The organism is Tissierella carlieri (assembly GCF_018917285.1).
Lineage (GTDB): Bacteria > Bacillota > Clostridia > Tissierellales > Tissierellaceae > Tissierella > Tissierella carlieri.
The window spans coordinates 96,023-114,328 of sequence record NZ_JAHLOH010000035.1 but is presented as its reverse complement, the minus strand read 5'-3'; the positions used below and the strand labels follow the sequence as shown (position 1 = coordinate 114,328).

15 protein-coding genes are annotated in these 18,306 nt (G+C 31.4%); 8 read left to right on the top strand and 7 right to left on the bottom strand.

All coding sequences use genetic code 11. The features are described from left to right. Positions 1–239: IS1 family transposase (locus tag KQI38_RS11825; protein WP_338114467.1), on the bottom strand; the 239-nt coding region annotated here is incomplete at its 3' end. A gap of 123 nt (positions 240–362) precedes the next feature. Between KQI38_RS11825 and KQI38_RS11820 the strand changes: the two genes are divergently transcribed. From KQI38_RS11820 to KQI38_RS11800, 5 genes are all read left to right on the top strand, one after another. Beyond that, on the top strand, positions 363–932 hold the full coding sequence (locus tag KQI38_RS11820) for a M15 family metallopeptidase (protein WP_216559658.1): 570 nt from the start codon (positions 363–365) through the stop codon (positions 930–932). A 294-nt stretch (positions 933–1,226) separates the two neighbouring features. Continuing rightward, positions 1,227–1,925, top strand: a complete 699-nt coding sequence (gene cuyB, locus KQI38_RS11815) for a cysteate racemase (RefSeq protein WP_216559656.1) — start codon at positions 1,227–1,229, stop codon at positions 1,923–1,925. A gap of 108 nt (positions 1,926–2,033) precedes the next feature. Then, entirely contained in the window at positions 2,034–3,437 is a 1,404-nt protein-coding gene (locus tag KQI38_RS11810) for an APC family permease (RefSeq protein WP_216559654.1), read from the top strand. Further along, entirely contained in the window at positions 3,424–5,073 is a 1,650-nt protein-coding gene (locus tag KQI38_RS11805) for an amidohydrolase (protein WP_216559652.1), read from the top strand. Before KQI38_RS11810 ends, KQI38_RS11805 begins: the two co-directional genes overlap by 14 nt. A 23-nt stretch (positions 5,074–5,096) precedes the next feature. Next, complete coding sequence (locus tag KQI38_RS11800; RefSeq protein WP_216559650.1) at positions 5,097–6,260, top strand: hypothetical protein; 1,164 nt, start codon at positions 5,097–5,099, stop codon at positions 6,258–6,260. Positions 6,261–6,518: 258 nt separating this feature from the next. Here KQI38_RS11800 and KQI38_RS11795 read toward each other — a convergent pair whose 3' ends face one another. From KQI38_RS11795 to KQI38_RS11770, 6 genes are all read right to left on the bottom strand, one after another. Continuing rightward, on the bottom strand, positions 6,519–9,158 hold the full coding sequence (locus tag KQI38_RS11795; RefSeq protein ID WP_216559648.1) for an ABC transporter permease: 2,640 nt from the start codon (positions 9,156–9,158) through the stop codon (positions 6,519–6,521). After that, complete coding sequence (locus KQI38_RS11790; protein ID WP_216559645.1) at positions 9,158–9,838, bottom strand: ABC transporter ATP-binding protein; 681 nt, start codon at positions 9,836–9,838, stop codon at positions 9,158–9,160. Before KQI38_RS11790 ends, KQI38_RS11795 begins: the two co-directional genes overlap by 1 nt. Positions 9,839–10,121: 283 nt before the next feature. Further along, entirely contained in the window at positions 10,122–11,702 is a 1,581-nt protein-coding gene (locus KQI38_RS11785) for an ABC1 kinase family protein (protein ID WP_216559643.1), read from the bottom strand. Between the two features lie 45 nt (positions 11,703–11,747). After that, on the bottom strand, positions 11,748–12,032 hold the full coding sequence (locus KQI38_RS11780; RefSeq protein ID WP_216559641.1) for a phasin family protein: 285 nt from the start codon (positions 12,030–12,032) through the stop codon (positions 11,748–11,750). Between the two features lie 111 nt (positions 12,033–12,143). Then, positions 12,144–14,153: a methyl-accepting chemotaxis protein gene (locus KQI38_RS11775; RefSeq protein WP_216559639.1), complete on the bottom strand. Its 2,010-nt coding sequence runs from the start codon at positions 14,151–14,153 to the stop codon at positions 12,144–12,146. 53 nt (positions 14,154–14,206) lie between these two features. Next, positions 14,207–14,653, bottom strand: coding sequence for a YaaR family protein (locus KQI38_RS11770; protein ID WP_216559637.1), 447 nt, complete (start codon positions 14,651–14,653; stop codon positions 14,207–14,209). A gap of 206 nt (positions 14,654–14,859) precedes the next feature. On the opposite strand from KQI38_RS11770, the gene KQI38_RS11765 reads away from it, so the two are divergent. The 3 genes from KQI38_RS11765 to KQI38_RS11755 are packed head-to-tail and all read left to right on the top strand — an operon-like array spanning position 14,860 to position 18,294. Then, positions 14,860–17,217, top strand: coding sequence for a DUF6240 domain-containing protein (locus tag KQI38_RS11765; RefSeq protein WP_216559635.1), 2,358 nt, complete (start codon positions 14,860–14,862; stop codon positions 17,215–17,217). Then, positions 17,214–17,420: a hypothetical protein gene (locus KQI38_RS11760; protein ID WP_216559633.1), complete on the top strand. Its 207-nt coding sequence runs from the start codon at positions 17,214–17,216 to the stop codon at positions 17,418–17,420. The genes KQI38_RS11765 and KQI38_RS11760 overlap by 4 nt, the downstream gene beginning before the upstream one ends. Next, positions 17,407–18,294, top strand: coding sequence for a flagellin N-terminal helical domain-containing protein (locus KQI38_RS11755; RefSeq protein ID WP_216559631.1), 888 nt, complete (start codon positions 17,407–17,409; stop codon positions 18,292–18,294). The genes KQI38_RS11760 and KQI38_RS11755 overlap by 14 nt, the downstream gene beginning before the upstream one ends. Positions 18,295–18,306 lie beyond the last annotated feature (12 nt).

Genomic DNA, 18,306 nt, shown 5'->3' with positions numbered 1-18,306 from the left:
TTATCACAACATCTAAAATTAGAATAAAGATCATAGTCATGGTGAAGAAAAGTAGCTTTACCACACATAGGACAACGGGGATAATTTTTATTAGACCTAAAACTAGGTTTATCAGGAGCAAATTGGTGCTTGCAGTTACGGCATAGATATTTTTGATAACCATCTTTATCTTTGCCATAATGATAAAATGAATGATTATTGTTGCACTTTGGACACTTTATTGATACAATTTTTTGCATGAGGACTTCATCCTTTCTGGGAGGTATTTGTTTTCTAGCAAAAACATTGTACCATACAGAGGTTGGAGTCCTCAATTTTCATTTAAGTTTACAAAACGCTCGGAATAATGGGGAGGAATAAGGATGAATGATAGAGACAGTTTGGTTAGATTATTAGACCTAGATGATGAGTTTGTTATTGATTTAAAATATGCAACTAGTGATAATTTTACACAAAAAAAGATTTATAATAGCAGTGAGTGCTATATAAATAAAGATACAGCTAAATTGCTAATCAAAGCAAAAGAAATATTTAAGCGTGATGGATACAAAGTGAAGGTTTGGGATGTATATAGACCTATAAGTGCCCAAAGGTTAATGTATGAGATTATTCCAGATAATAATTTAGTTGCTACACCACCAGATATGAGTAAGCCAATAGATTTTGAATATAGTCACATGAATGGAATGAGTGTAGATATAACTTTATTGGACTTAGATGGTAATGAAATTGAGATGCCTACTGAGTTTGATGATTTCACTGAGATGGCAGGTTTAAAATGTGATAAAATACCACCAATAGCTAAAAAGAATGCAGAGTATTTAAGGGATATAATGGAAAGTGTTGGATTTGAAGGCTATGATTATGAATGGTGGCATTTTAATGATATAACAAATGATCCTACGCCATATTCTGATATTCAATTTGAATAAAATAAATTCTGAAAGTCTAGATTATAGTGTTTATGAAGAAATTCTAAAGAACTATACTCTAGACTTTATTTATTAATATAGGGTTTTGATAAATTGAGGATAGTAACTAAAAAGTAGAATCTTTATGTTGAGAAAGGTAAATCAAATCTTAAGGGAAAATGGGTTAGATAATAGGACGAAATGTTACCCTAAAATCGATTTAATATTCACAAGTACTTGAAATTTAAAGTAATTATTCGGTGGCATATAATTTGCATATATAAGTAATTAGCTTATTAAATTGAGGTGATTAAAATGATTCTTGGAATAATGGGGGGGATGGGCCCTGCTGCTACTTGTGATTTATTTAAAAAAATTATTGATCTTACACCCGCAGATAGAGATCAAGAACATTTGCATATTATAATTGATAGCAATGTGGAAATACCTGATAGAACAGCTTATATTTTTGGTTCAGGAGAGAACCCTATTACAGAAATGATAAGGTCTATATTGAAGTTAGAAATGATGGGAGCAGACTATATAGCAATACCATGTAATACAGCTCATTATTTTTATAATGACATTGTTGAACATAGCAAGGTAAAGATATTGAATATGGTATATGAAACGGCGGCTTATCTAAATGAAGAATTTGGGCATAAGGATTATTTTCTTCTAGCGACAAAGGGTACGTATAAATCTGGTATCTATAAAAATATATTTGAAAAATTTAATTTAAATATAATAGAGCCTAATGATGTAGATCAACAGACAATTATGGATTGGATATATGATGTTAAATCTTCAAAATTTGATGTAGATCCTATGGAAATTGAAAATCTCATAAATCGATATATTGAAAATAAGGATATACCAATAATTTTAGGATGTACCGAATTACCTATCTTAGCAGAAAGGGTAGGAGCCCCGCAGAAATACATTGATCCAATTCTCATATTAGCTAAACGGTGTGTAGAAATTGGTAAAATTAATTCCTGTATATCATCTTAATTTTTATTGATATGATTTTAAGTATGTATTAAAAGTCAGAGAGTAGTATTTTAGCAAATTATATTATTATATAAATTGCTATGAAATATTATAATAGGAGGGAAATACATGGAAAAAGAGCAGAAGCTAAATGAAAACGAAGCAAATGATGCTAAATTTAGGCAGGAGATTGGTGTCTTTGGTGGTGTAAGTATTATAGGTGGTATTATGATAGGATCTGGCATTTTCTATCTAGGCTCCTATGTTATGCAGCGAACAGGTATGAGTATGGGCCTTTCATTACTGTGTTGGATAATAGGAGGGTTAATTTCATTACTTGGAGGTCTTTGTTTCGCTGAATTAGGGGCATCTCGTCCTGTAGCAGGTGGAATGGTAGTTTATTTGAACGAAGCTTATCACCCTGTAGTTGGGTTTATGTATGGTTTTGGCAGCTGGCTTATCAGTGGAGCAGGCTCTATTTCAGCTGTTGCTATTGCACTTCCAACAGCATTAAGAGCTTTCTTTGACCTTAGTGATATTGCTATTAAAGCAATAGCTATTGGGTTAATAGTTATGCTTACTGCTTATAATTATTTTGGTGTTAAAAAAGGTTCTATCTTACAAAATCTTTCAATGATTGCCAAATTGATACCTATTATATTAATTATGGGTGGAGCTTTAATATTTGGTAAGCAAACCCCTAATCTTAGTCTTATTCCAGCTGATGGAAATACAGTTACATTTAGTAGTATAATAGGAATGATAGCCTTTGCTACAGTTGCTACGTTATGGGCCTATGAAGGTTGGACAAACTTAAATACTGTAGCAGAAGAAATGAAAAACCCTAAGAAAAATTTACCTCTTTCTTTAATTATTGCTATTGGTGGAATTACAATTTTATATACATTATTTAACTACTCTATTTATAAAGTATTACCACATGAGAAGGTGGTTTCTATGATTAATAGTGGAGACTTTTACCTTGGTACTGAAGTTGCCAAGACTATTTTTGGTAATGTTGGGGGAATAATCGTTATTTTAGGTATGGTTGTTTCTATGTTTGGTTCACTTAATGGAATGATTTTAACCTTTTCAAGGACATATTATGCAATGGCTGAAGAGGGTCACTTCTTCAAGAGTTATAAGAGATTACATCCTAAATATAAGGTTCCAACTGCATCTTTAATAGGACAATGTATTATTTCGGTTCTTTTAGTCCTATCAAGAAGTCTTGATCAACTTACATCAATGGTAGTCTTTATAGGGATGTTCTTTAATGTTTTATGTATTTTAGCGGTGTTTATTTACAGAAAGAGATTTCCATCTTTAGATAGACCTTATAAGGTATGGGGATATCCAATCACAGTAATAATAACAGTTCTAATATTTGCGGGACTAATGATCAATACATTTGTTGAAGATCCAGTTACTGCATTAATTGGTTTTATAGTTCCGGCTTTAGGAGCTTTAGTTTATATGTATTTTGATAAAAAGAATAAAAGGGAGGCAGAAATAAAGAATGATACTATTTAAGAATGGAAACATACAAACTATGGATTCTACATTGCCTCAAGCCGAGGCAATGATCATGGATGAAAACAAATTTGTATATGTAGGCACACAAAATGGTGCTTATGAGTACTTGAGGGAACATGGAAATGCAAAGAAAGAGATCGACTTAGAAGGGCATCTAGTGATTCCAGGATTAAATGATTCTCATATGCATTTTATACATCTTGCTAAGAGCTTACGAAGTGTTGATTTAGTTGGAACTACTAGTATAAATGAAATCAGGAATCGTATAAAATCTGCAATGGAGAATAGAACTAAAGAAGACAGAAATTGGCTTGAAGGGGAAGGATGGAATCAAGATTATTTCGAGGATGAAAAAAGATTTCCTAATAAATTTGATTTAGATGAGATAACAGGTGATGTACCTACTATTATTATGCGTGCATGTTTTCACATAGGAGTACTTAATACTGCTGCTATGAAGGAAATTGATCTAAATAAAGAAACTGCAAAAGAATATGGGGATTTAGTAGAATTATTACCTAATGGAGAACCAAATGGAGTTATTAAAGAGAGCCTTTTAGAAAGAATTAAAGTTAAGATTTCTAGTTTGAATTTAGAAAATACTAAAGAAATCATTGTAGCTGCACAGGAGAGATTATTATCAGCAGGTTTAACCTCAGTACAAACAGATGATGTGGGGTATATGCCGAGCAGGGATTATGATTTGCTTTTTCAAGCTTTTGAGGAACTAGAGAAAGTTGGACAATTAAAGGTTCGTATAGGAGAGCAATGCTTATTTGAGAATCCTCCATCCCTTGAAGAATTCTTTAAAAAAGGTTATGCTGCAGGGTGGGGGACCAATAGATATCGTATAACTTCTATAAAATTATTGAGTGATGGATCCCTAGGAGCTCGTACAGCAGCATTGAGAAATCCATATGCAGATGACACATCAACTAGAGGATTAGAGATATTTACACAAGAAGATTTAGATAATATGGTAATGATTTCTCATGAAAATAATTGTCCAGTAGCTATACATGCCATAGGTGATAGGGCTATAGAGATGTCATTAGATGCCATTGAAAAGGCACAAAAGAAAAATCCCAAAGATTATATACGACATGGAATTGTTCATTGTCAAATTACCGATGGAGAAATATTAGAACGATTTAAAGAATTAAATGTATTGGCTTTTATTCAACCTATTTTCATTGACTATGATATGAATATAGTTATTGATCGAGTAGGTCATGATTTAGCCCAGACTTCTTATGCATGGAAAACTATGATGGATAAAGGCATTCATATACCTTTTGGGACGGACTGTCCAGTGGAGTCTTTTAATCCCATGGCTAATATATATACTGCTGTAACAAGAAAGAATATTAATGGAAATCAGAAGAAAGTATATTTGCCTAATGAAAGATTGAATATGTATGAAGCAATATATGCTTATACTGTTGAAGGTGCATATGCCTCTAATGAAGAAAATATCAAGGGGACAATTACTAAGGATAAGTTGGCAGACTTCATTATATTGGATAAAGATTTATTTAATTTATCCTGTGAAGAGGACATTCTTGATACAAAAGTAGTTAAAACTTATGTAGATGGAAGGTTAGTTTATGATGCAAAATTTGCTGTAAAATAAAAATAATGATGAAGGACAAAGTTATGAAAGATTATATTATTACTATTTCAGAAAAAACTAAAAGTGAAATTGCCATTGTAGGACATGTGGGCGTAGGACATGTGCATAGTCATAGTTCTTTCGTTCAGGATGATTCTGCAGGGTTTGCAGTAGTTGCTTCATTAATGAGAGAAATATTAAAGGTAGACACACGTATAAAATGTATAAAAGGAGATCTCTTAAAGGGAGATATAGTAGTAGAGACTTATGGGGGAGGAATTGGAAGAACATTTTGTCGCCGTGGCATAACACCTATGGAATTAGAGTTAATGGATAGAGCTATTGATGAAGATGGGATATATACACAAAGAACGGCAATAAAAGCCTTTGGACGTATGTATGGTCAAGGTGTTATGGAGACTCCAGTTGCTTTACAAGGAGCCATAGCATTAGCAGTATTGGATTCTTTTTATAAAAAGAATCCTAATAAGGTTCATATAACTTCTCAAAAATATTCTGGAAGAATTGATAAAATGGCTGGAATGATTGCTGACATTAATGGGATTCCTGTTTCGCTGCTATTAAATATTAACGGATCTGAAGGGGGAATCGGTCCCAATGAAGATAATGAAGGTAATACTGCTATTGGAGTGAAAGGGGAATTGATGAAAAGCATTGGAATCGATAATATTCCTACTATTATTGTAGAAAGTAAGGCATATATACCAAAGGTATCTGATGATATTGAAGAACTTACCTTTTTATTTCGTGCTCAAGAAGGGCTTGATAACCTATTTTTAGCGAAAGTATTATCTGAAGCTGCTAAAGAAGCTGGGATTCCTTATATATATTTTACGGATTCACTTCCTCAAGAAAAGGGACAGCTGGCAAAGGCTACGGTGGATTTTGCTAATAAAATTATTAAATTGGCAGAAGAGTTAAAGACAGTAGATGATTCTACGGATAAGGTTGAAATACTTGCGGATATGGCAAGGCTTATTAGTGAGGATGCTGGGGGAGTTACTTTTATGTCCAATAGCTTACATGAAGTGGTTAGATCCCCTGGGATTGTACCAGGTAATGCTGCGGTTATATCCTTATTAGTGCCTACTGAATATATAAAATATTGGAAAATACCTATGCTGAGTGTAGATGATATTAATGGATATAAGGAAATAATCATTGGTGCCATAGATAGAATTTGCTGAGATTTTCTGTAAATTACAACTTCCCTTAAATATTACTTAGCATTGTTAAAAAACTTAATTATAGTATCAAAAATTGCTTCGCGTTGTAAATTCTCATTTTGCTGATACTACCCTATAATCAATGGAGTATCTAAATCTTAAAAATAATACATTTTATCGAAATATTAAAGAGTATGAAAGCATTAAATCATAACAAAAACCGGTAGATGATGGATTTAATTACTATCAATTTACCGGTTTTTATAGCAGGTTCTAGTATTATACTATTTCATCTTTGATTGCTTCTACTACATTACTTTTTTTAACGGACGTTGAAGAAACCCAATAGGCTAAAACTATAGATACGATTATAAGAGTAGCATAGGTTAAAATTGGCCCAACTGGAAAAACAGATATAAACTCAGGCCATGTGATTGGCGTTAATCTTAACATAAACCAACAAATAAATAATACTATTGGGATACTAACAATAATCGGTGTTAATGCGAAGAACAAACCTTCTAACATCAATATTTTATTTAATCCCTTTGGTGTTAATCCTACTGACCGAAGCATAGCAAATTCTCTTCTGCGTAGTCTAAGATTATTGGAAATGGTAGAAAAAGCGTTAAAAATACCAATTATCCCAATCAATAAGGCTACAGCAAAAACACTAATGCCTACGGCTTTTTGAACCAGTTCTTCACGATTCTTGTCTTCCAATAGAGTCCATATACTAAAATCATCGGATCCAAGATAAGAACTACAAATCTGTGTTAGTTTTTCCTTCACACGTGGACTAGCCTCATCACCCACTAATAAATCAATTGACATAATACTGTATTCACGCATACGCTCTGGCATAAAATTACTAACTATTTGCTCATAAGTTTTCATAGGAACTATAAAGGCTAAGTTGTATCTATGCATTCTTAGTTCACTGGGAGAAATCTCTGTAACATGGCCCACTTGAACATTAAATCTATAATTTGTATTCATGTAATTTTCTGCTTTTTCATATAAAACTAGCTCATGTCCTTCTTTTATATTTAATAATGGTATTTTTTCCACAACTTTTGAATTATCTGGCCTATGATATGTGCTATCTAACAATACTCCTGTTATCATACCATCCTGATAATATGCCTCAACATCAGCACCAATTTCTTCACAATACTTTTTAAATGATTTATCGCTTAATCCAACTAAATTTACTATAATTCTATGCTTTCCTTGTTCACTCAATACATTATATTTGAGGTCTACCTCATCAAACCCTCCAGATTCAGCGAAAACATCTGACTCCTGTTCTGATGTTACATAGGTTGAAGTGCGTACCTGTCTTCTAACGATACTCTCCCTAACTTCAGGCACGGAAATAATTTCATTTATCATCTCATCACTTGGTTCATCAATAATATCTAGATTAACCTTCATATCATGTTTAGGCGTTTCATTGGTAGAACTGGCCAAATTGTAGATGGACATAATGTTAATATACCCTGCTACTAAGATAAAACACATTGAAAGAGATAGGATAGCCGTACGTAAAGTCCTTTTGCTAGCTGAAAACTGTGCGCTTGATATTTCACCTTCTATACCAAATATTTTTTTGATTATTGAGTGAGATTTTTGTTTTTTTAATTTTACTTTAGTACTATTTTGACGTATCCCTGCAATAGCTGATACTTTCGCCACTTTTCTTGCTGGAATATATGCTGAAACTAAAACGGTAATCAATGAGATGATGATAGAAAAAACAACTACTACCCATGAAAAGGAAACATATATATTCGTATAATCTTCTGTAACACTAAGAATTTCATTAACTTTAGAAAACACCATATGACTAAATAGATATCCTATCATGATACCAATTGGCAATTGAATAATCCAGAGCAAAAGCCCTTCATAGAGAACAGAATACCTAATTTGTCTTGGAGTTGCTCCTAAACTTTTTAGAATACTTAGCTCCTTAATCCTGCTGTTAGCAGATAAAGAAAATGCATTATAGATAATAAGAATAAATGCCCCCATAACTAATAAAATTATTGTTATTGCCATTACTAGCACCATAATGAGTTGAATGTTTGTATTACTTTTATCGTTAATCCCATATAATTTTAATAGATGTGTATTATACCTAACTGCATACTGTCCATATTCATCTTCGGTTAATCCCGTAGATTTCGCAATCTGTGGTAATGTTTCATAGATTTTACGGGGTTTCACAAAACGCATATAAACCGTAAGTTCATCTTCAGGTTGAATTTGTGAAGTATCCAAGTATCCCATGGCAAAATATCCAAGGTATGCAGAAGTACTAGAAATATCTAATTCTCCAACTATGGTATATGTCTTAGTTCCTGTTGTCTTAAAAGTCTCGTCTAATTCTTTTGATTGTTTAGCAGATTGAGTTTCAATTACTTCACTCCCCAACATGCGATCACCAATAGGAAGAGTTAACTTATCACCAATTTTATACGAAGGATTATCCAAGAAAAATACTTTTGGCACAACAATTTCTCCAGGCTCTTTAGGCAGTCTACCTTTCGTAAGAGTATTTTTTAAACCCATGTCCAACCAAAAATTTGTATCTGCATCTCTCATTAATAGATACGGGCGTTTTGCATTGGAAAGTTTAGCAGTAACCCACGGTCCTTTAATCATGGTGGTTTCAATCTCAGGATTTTCTGTGACATATTTTAATTTATCACCAGATGTATAGCCCCATAATTCCCCATGCCAATAACCTGTCTTTTCAATTGTTGAGGATACTTTTGTCTGCCATATAGAATGTAGAAATATACTTAGTGAACATAGCAATGCAGAAGCAATTGTAATAGCAATTAGTATAGAAACTGTATGCCTTTTATTCTTTCTCACATGGTGATATGTATATTCGCTCATAATCTTCATTACTTAATCACCTCATCTGACACAATTCTGCCATCATCGATTGTAATCACTCTATCTGCTGACAATGCAATTTTTTCGTCATGGGTAATCAACAAAATAGTCTGATTATACTCTTTATTTGAAAGTTTTAACATCTCAAGAGTAGCTTCCGAATTTTTTTTATCAAGATTTCCAGTAGGTTCATCTGCTAGAATAATGGAGGGTTTATAAATTAATGATCGTCCTATGGCAACTCTTTGTTGCTGACCTCCTGAAAGTTGATTTGGTAGATGATTAAGCCTTTCGTTTAAACCAAGCATTTTTACAATCTTATCAAATTCTTCTCTTTTAGGTTTTATATCATCTAACAGCATGGGTAATAATATATTTTTTTCTACATTTAACGTGGGAATAAGATTGTAAAACTGATAGATTAGCCCTACCTTTCGTCGGCGGAATAAAGCTAATTCAGTTTCATCCATTGATGAAATATCAGTGTCCTCGATATATATTTTTCCTTTTGTAGGGCGATCTACTCCTCCTAACATATGCAGGAGTGTAGATTTTCCTGATCCACTCGATCCAATTATTGAAACAAATTGTCCTTTGCTTATTGTCAAATTTAAATTATCCAATGCAGTGACCTTTGTATCACCTATTCCATAAGTTTTTGTAAGATTTTCAGTTCTTAATATTTCCAAAGTATTCTCCCCTTTCTCTATTAGCTCATGTTATACTATATAAAAATAAGGGAAATCATCCTATTGATTTCCCTTTCAAACTAGATTTGTATCTTACAATATTGTCAGATTAATTCTTTTTTAAATTATAAATACTTTTGCCATCGTAAAATGTAGCAATCACTGTAGTTTCTTTTTCTTCAATAGACCTATATCTACATCAGATGTTCCTTTATAAGTTTTTTCATAAAAAATTCCCTTAATTTGGATCGATACCAAAGAAAGGGAATTTATTTGTTCAGCTTTATAATTTTCCTGATTTTAATATTGAGATTAAAAGTAAAAAACCAGCTAATCCAGCACCTAAATAGCCTATAATACCTATTGCAGAAATACCATAAATTTTTAATCCAACATTAGCATTTATGACTAAGGAAGAGCTAACTAGTAGGCCTGCTACAATAACAGAGAAAATAATTCTATTTACCATTTTATTAATTTCATTTAAATTCTCATCAGAGTTTTTAAACTGTAAGTTTAATTTTAATCTACCTTGCAACCCTCTATCAATAATTTGTGAAAGCTTTATAGGTAAATCTAAAGAGGCCTTTCCAGCGGAGAAAATTTTGTTGCCTAATAAGGTTAAGTCATAGTCTTTCAATTTATCTTCTATTATTTTATTTTTGAAATAAGGAAGGGCAATATCCATAATATTTAAGTCTTTATCTATCTTAGCTAAAACTCCCTGCAAAGTTAAAATCCCTTTTGCTAGTAAAATAACATCTTTAGGCATAAGGATATTATTCTTTTTACAAACAACTATGATTTCTTCTAAAATTTGGGCTAAGTCATATCTATATATTGATTCTTCTATATATGTATTGTAAATCAAATTTATATCTTGATAAAGTTTATTTATATCAACTTCATCTTTTTTAATACCAATACTTAGGATGGAACTAGTCATTAGATCAATATTGTTAGTGGCAACCCCTTCCAAAAATGAGTTAAACTTCTTTTTGATTCCTAAATCTAAGCAGCCCATCAACCCGAAGTCAACAAACCCAATCTTATTATTATGAATTAAAATATTTCCTGGATGAGGGTCTGCATGGAAAAATCCATCTTCAAAGACTTGCTTAAAATAATTATAAGTAAGCTTCTTAGCAATTTCGTTAGTATCATAACCCTCTGCTAATAAAGTAGAAATATTATCTATTTTTATTCCACCAATAAATTCCATTACTATCATATTAGAAGTACAATATCTTTCGTAAACAACAATACCCTTGATATATTTTATATCTTTGTTATTTAAACTAAATTTCTTAATATTTTCCTTTTCATTTAAAAAATCCAATTCCCTTTCTGTGGAAATTCTAATTTCTTCAATAACTTCTTTAACATCAAGGACTTCATTTTTTGTTGTGAATTTAATAAAAGGTGATAATCTCTTTAAAATATTAATATCAGCTAGAATTTTTTCCCTTACAAAAGGCCGTTGAACCTTTAACACTATTTTTTCCCCTGTTTTTAACCTTGCAAAATAAACTTCAGCTAAAGAAGCAGAGGCTAAAGGGGTAGTTTCGAAATCTAAAAATACGTCGGATATACTTCTCTTTAAGTTTGCTTCAATAATTTTTTTCATTACGCTGAAATCTTCAGACTTTACACTATCTTGAAGTTTTTCTAATTCTATTATATATTCTTTAGGTAATATATCAGGTCGTGTAGACAATATTTGGCCAATTTTAATAAAGGTAGGTCCCAATTCCTCTAAGACTACCCTTAATTCTTTAGGATTTCCAATTCCGTTTTTAAATCCATGTTTAATTGCTACAGAAATAATTTCTTTAAATCGTAGTTTAGTATAATTATTTTCCATATTGAAAAATACCTTGAAAAAATCAAGGTATTTACTCCCCCCAAACTAATGGTTTTTCTCTAAATTGCTAATTCTTAACTCTAAATTAGCTATATCCTCTTTAGTAGCTAGATTTAATTCTTTTAACATTTCCTTTAAATCAGATTTATCGGTTTTAGTAGCTTCTTTACTGCTTAGAACTCTTTTCAATTCTTCATTTAATTCTTTACCTTGATCTACAGTGATTTTACCTTTTTCTACTAGTGTTCCTACCATTTCGTCAGCTTTTTCATAAGTTAAAGCTAAGGTACCAATACCAGCTAAAAAAACTTTCTTTAACATATCTTCCATAGTAATTCCTCCTTCTATTTAGGGAAGAGTATAAAAACCGTCATTATATTCTCTCTATAAGAGAATATACCCATGTTTATATAAAATATTCAAATCAATTATCTGAAAAGATTAGTTAATTTTAAATTTAGAAACTAAACTTTTCAATTCTTGAGCTAAATCTGCCATACTATTACTAGCACTATAGATTTCTTCCATGGAAGCTGTTTGTTCTTCTGTAGAAGCAGAGGCCTCTTCAGTAGCTGCCGCATTTTCTTCAGCAATAGCAGATAAATTTTGAAGAATGCTAACTATTTCATCCTTGCTGCTTCCCATGGACTCACCAATAGCTCCCAATTCATTTATTATTTCTTTTGTTATTTCAAGTTCTTTAGCTATTACACTAAAAACTTCTTTAGTCATCTCTACACTAGACCCTTGTTCTTTTGTAATTTCTGAAACCTCTGTGATTATATCTACATCAACACGGGAATTAGTCTGTAAATTATTAACTATAGATTCAATTTCACCAGCAGACTTATTAGATTGCTCTGCTAATTTCCTTATTTCCTCGGCTACTACAGCAAATCCCCTACCAGCCTCGCCTGCTCTAGCTGCTTCTATAGCGGCGTTTAAGGCTAATAGATTTGTTTGCTCTGAAATACTTTGTATTACATTACTAGCAGACTGTATTTTCACGGTACTATTATTTGTTTCAATAATTCCATGATATACTTTTTGTATACCTTCGCTGCTTAGCCTAGTTTTATCTATTAATTCTGAAACAATGGACTCACCATCATTTTTTAATTTTATAACCTTGTCAGCTTGAGACACAAGTTTTTCCATGTAGACAAGTTCTTCTTCTATAATATTATTTAATTCATCAGTTTTCTTTGCACCTTCTTCTGTATTTATAGCTTGTTCTGTTGCGCCTTCAGCTATTTGCTCTATAGTTTTTGATACTTCCTCAGAAGCTACAGATGATTGCTCGGAAGTACTTGCTAATACTTCTGATGCAGTAGCCACTTGATCTGCAGAGTTACCTACTGTATTAATAAATTCTCTTAAGCTATTTGTAATAGATTGTAACGAATTTGCCAATATTCCTATTTCATCATTTCTCTTAATTAACTTGTCTGGTAAATTATCTGAAGCATCTAAACTTGCAATTTGTTTTGCAAAATTAGATCCTTGAATAATAGGTTTAGATATTGCATTTGATAATAAATATACCATAAGGATTACTAGTAATATAATAGATGATATCAATATAATAATAGTTTTTAAAATATGATTAGATCTTGCATGTAGTTCACTAACGGGAATTTTAACAGCGATATTCCAATTAGGAGTACTTTCAATAGATGAAAAAATTAAATTGCTTTTAACTCCATTTGTATCTGTATAGATATGGTTATCGGCTTGTCCAGCTTGCATCTTCTCAAATAAGCCATCAGTGTTCTTATATCCAGAATCACTAAGTTCTGAGATGTTAAGTTTTAACCTTACTTCATCATCGGGATGGGCGATAATTAATCCAGAGCCATCTACAATCATACCGAAGCTATCATTACCAACATTAATCGCCTCAACTATTTCAGTAAGTTTATCAATTTTTATTACTCCAGCAAAGGCACCGATTAAATTATTTCTGTCATCTAATACAGAATGAGCTATTACTACAATAGGCTCTTTAGTTACTTCAGAAATCATAGGATTAGAGATGTATACATCCTTCTTGTCATCTAATATTGCCTTTATATCCTCTCTCTGTCGAATATTTCCACTATGACCTGTGGTAGTATAAAAATCCCCATTTAAATCAGCAAACCACATTAATAAAAAGTCTTCTCTTAAATAAGAATTTCGATACTTCAAATATTGCTTTATAGCTTCTAAATCTCCAGACTTGATAATTTCATCTGAAGCAATAGCCTTAATTTCATGGCTATTTCCTTGAAGCCATTGTGTTATTTCACCTGCTCTAGCTACTACTATTTCAGTAGTCATATCCTCTGTTAGTGGAATGATTGTATTACTGACCTGGGAGTAAATTAAGAGGCCCATAATAATAAGTAAAATAGCAAATGGTAGTCCAAATAGTACATTGATTTTGTTGCGTAGTGTTGAAATAGACATTTTTTAATTACCTCCTGTTTTTTATGCTAAATAATCTTATAAGATTATTATAACTAGGTCATTATATCCATTAATATTCCTTGAATATCGTTTAATCTTTTCAATATATTAATTCTTTTATTTTCCAAATCCAAAAACTCCTGTGTTAATTCATCTAGTTCTTGATCTACTTTTTTAACTAATGAATAAATTCTATGACGTCCACGTCTATCTAGGGAATTTTCCTTGAAAAATATATGAGAATTCTTTACAGTTATATTCAAAAACTCTCTAACTAGCTTCTTATATTGAATTAAATCATCTATAAATAATTTATTAGATAATTTATTAGATTGAGTTTCGATTTTATCATATAAGGATTTTAATTCAGCTCTAATCTGATCTTGTTCTAACTCATTTAATTTCAATTTAAAAGTGTCCTTTACAGCTTTTTTATCTACAGCCCTTGAAATTTCAATAGGTGAAATATTTTCCATACCAAGTCTATTAATTTTATTCATGATGACACCTCCTGCCTTCTCTATTATATATTATCGGCAGAAATATTAAAATGAATAATAAGTCCCTTAAGAAAATTGGATGAAATGACGATAGATAAGATAGTGAATAGTGAAAGGTGAATAGTGAATAGTTTTGAGTAGGGACTAGGGTCTTTTAATCTTTTAACTGTTAGTTATTCGCTGTATTTATGAAAGGAAAGAATTCAATGGAGATATTGAAGATAAACAATAGAGACAATATAATAAATAGCTATGGAATTACCCCTACGCTTCCCTATGACGTAGAAGGGGTACTTGTAGAGAAAAATGGTAAGGATGTAAAGATTGAAAAAACTATAGATAACAAAACAGTAGAGTATTCTATAAGACTAAAAGAGGAAATAGTAGCAAATCTGGGAGATAACGTAATAATTGAAAAAGAAGATATAGTTGCTGCTAAAGTAGAAGAAAAAGAAGAAGTAGTAAAAGAAGAGAAGCAAACAAGAAAAGTATCAGATATAATTGCAGAACTAGGTCTAGAGTATACAGAAGAAAATATTAGGATGGTAGAGTTTCTGCTTAATAGTGGAATACTAATTACTAAGGGGAATGTGGATTCCTATATAAAGTCAAAGGAATATTTAAATACAATAATAGAAGACATCGATACTAATTCTTTTGTAAAGCTTATAGATAGAGGGATAGACTTGGAAGGAGAAAGCCTCCAAAAAATAGCCCAAGCTCTGGAAGAAATAAAAGGAGAAAAACCATCTTTCTCCCTGAGACGATTTTTGAAACTAGAAAAAGACATTACTTATAAAGAAGCTGAAGCAATATCAAAAGAAATTTATGGTCAGAAAATGGGAAAAGATGTATATGATACAATAATAGCTTTGCATAAAGAAAAGATTCCAATTACAAGGGAAAATATAGATAAAACCATTGAAGTAATATCAAAGCTACACAATCTAAAGGGATTGAAGGATAATGTCTATATTAAGATACTGAATGAGGATATATCATTTAATATAAACAGCCTATACAAGCTAAATAACTCCTATACTGTAACCGCTATAGAGAATAATATGGCGGCAAAAAGCTTTGAAACCTTTACTGTAGCAAAAGAAACAACTATAGATGGAATAAAAGAAATATTAACTAATCTAGGTTTAGAAGATAGTATAGAGAATATCAATATTTTAAGAGAATTTATAGTGAATGATATGGTAATGGATGAAGAAAAATATAATAAGATAACTGCCATGAAAGAGGCTGTAAAAGAGTTAATAGATTTACTAGGACATGAAGAAATAATCAAGCTAAATGAAAAAGATATAAATCCATTAGAAGAACCTATAAATCAATTAGTGGAGGAATTAAAAAAAGAAAAAGATGCTGAAGAAATAGACAAGCCTATAGATAATAAAAAAATAGAAGAGATAAGAAATGATTTAGAAGTTTTAGGAAAAATTAAAGATAAAGATCTTCTAATGTTAATAAAAAATGGGGAAGATTTTACGCTAAAGTCCATAAAGGAAATTATAGATACTAGCATAGATAGGGAGCTAAGTATTGAACATAAAACCCTAGATAAAGCTATTCATATATCTAATATATTGGATACATTAGGGGAGAATTTAAATGTAAATACAGTATCCCTTGCATCTAAGAAATATAATGTCATTACATTAGATAGCTTATTTATGGCTGAGAAGGAAATAACTACTAGTCAAGAAACCTTTGCCCCAGTCGATAAAGTATACGAGGGGCTAATATTTGAAGAATATCTTAGGGCAAGGAATAATTTAACTATTAATATGGTAAAAGAAAGTATTAAAGATGGTCGAACTTTGGAACATATGCCGCTTAATGAATTAAACAATTATATAGAAAAGAAAGTAAATAGGTATAAAGAAAGCCAGAAAATGACCAAGGAAATAAAAGATATCAAAGGAAATGAGGAAAAGATATTACCAATTATTATGAGGAATCATATTCCCATGACTTTGAAAGAAATTAAAGATATAAATTCTTTCTTAAATGGAGAAAAGGGATTAGTTAATGTCTTAAAGGACATGACTCAATCTAATAATTCAAAGTATAGGGAAGAGTTTAAAGAAGGTATAGAGTTACTTAAAGAAAAAATATCCACATCTATTAAAAGTGGAGATGCTGGTTTCAAGGATGATTATAAAGAGCTGATGAGTTCTTTAAGTAATTCAGGTAATTCTTTTGATACAAATAAAGGAGAAGAGTCAAAAGAGGAAGAGTATATAAAGATACAATCAAAGATATCAAAAAAGGATATGGTATTTCAACTGCCTATACAAATAGGTAATGAATACAAGAGCTTAAGTATCATAGTGCCCGATATCCAAAAAGGCATTGATAAAAATAATATGAAGTTTTTCATCAGTCTTGAAACTGATAATCTAGGACCAGTAAGTATTGAACTTAATGTGAAATCTAGAGAAGTTCAAATCAATATAGATGAAGAAGGAACTGCCTTGAGAAATAACTTGGATTCTCTAGATAAAGGTCTGCAAAATTTGGGATATAGCTTAAATGAGCAGGTGATATTATGAAGAAAAGACTAATATCACGAAAGCATATTGAAAAGGCATATACAACAGATATATTAAGTCAAGATATAGACCTGAATCTGGAATCTATGGAAGAAAAAATTGATAAATTACCTAAGGAAATGTTTCAAATATTAGGAGAAGTAATATCATTTATAGAAAATACAAATAAATTTGAGGGGGATAAAAACCATGAGAATCAATAATAATATACCAGCATTAAATACACATAGGCTATTAAATGTAAACACAGATAGCTTACAAAAATCTTTAGAAAGACTTTCATCAGGTAAGAGAATTAATAGGGCATCAGATGATGCTGCAGGTCTTGCTATATCACAAAAAATGGAAGCACAAGTAAGAGGCCTAAGACAAGCTTCAAGGAATTCATTAGATGGAGTGTCATGCATACAAACAGCAGAAGGTGCACTAAATGAAGTACATGAAATGCTTCAAAGAATGAGAGAACTTAGTGTACAAGGGGCTAATGGAGTATATGAAGAGGATGATTTAGATGCTATAGCAAATGAGATGAGGGAATTAACTGAACAGATTAACATGATAGGAAGAGATACAGAGTTCAATGGCATAAAGTTGCTAAATGGAGAAAATCCATCAGGTACATCAGGACTAAGACTTCAAATAGGAGCTAACGAGAATCAATATATTGAGATAGATATGAGAGATATTAATATAATTGTAGGAACTGGCTCTGGAGAATTAAATATTGAAACGAGCATCATTAAGAATTTAGGTAGTGGAAAGTTTGAAGTTGAAGCTGGTAATTTAAAGTCAACAGAATTTGAAAAAGCCGTTACGATTTACAATGATGCCATAGAAAGAGTATCCTCCATGCGCTCAAAACTTGGTGCAATTCAAAACAGACTTGAACACACCATAAGAAATGTAGATAATACAGCGGAAAACCTAACTGCATCTAAATCCAGAATAGAAGATTTAGATATGGCAAAGGAAATGAGTGAATTTACAAAGCTTAATATATTACAACAGGCAGGCACATCAATGCTAAGTCAAGCAAATCAATTGCCGCAAACGGTGCTTCAACTACTACAAAGATAGGAGTGACAGTAA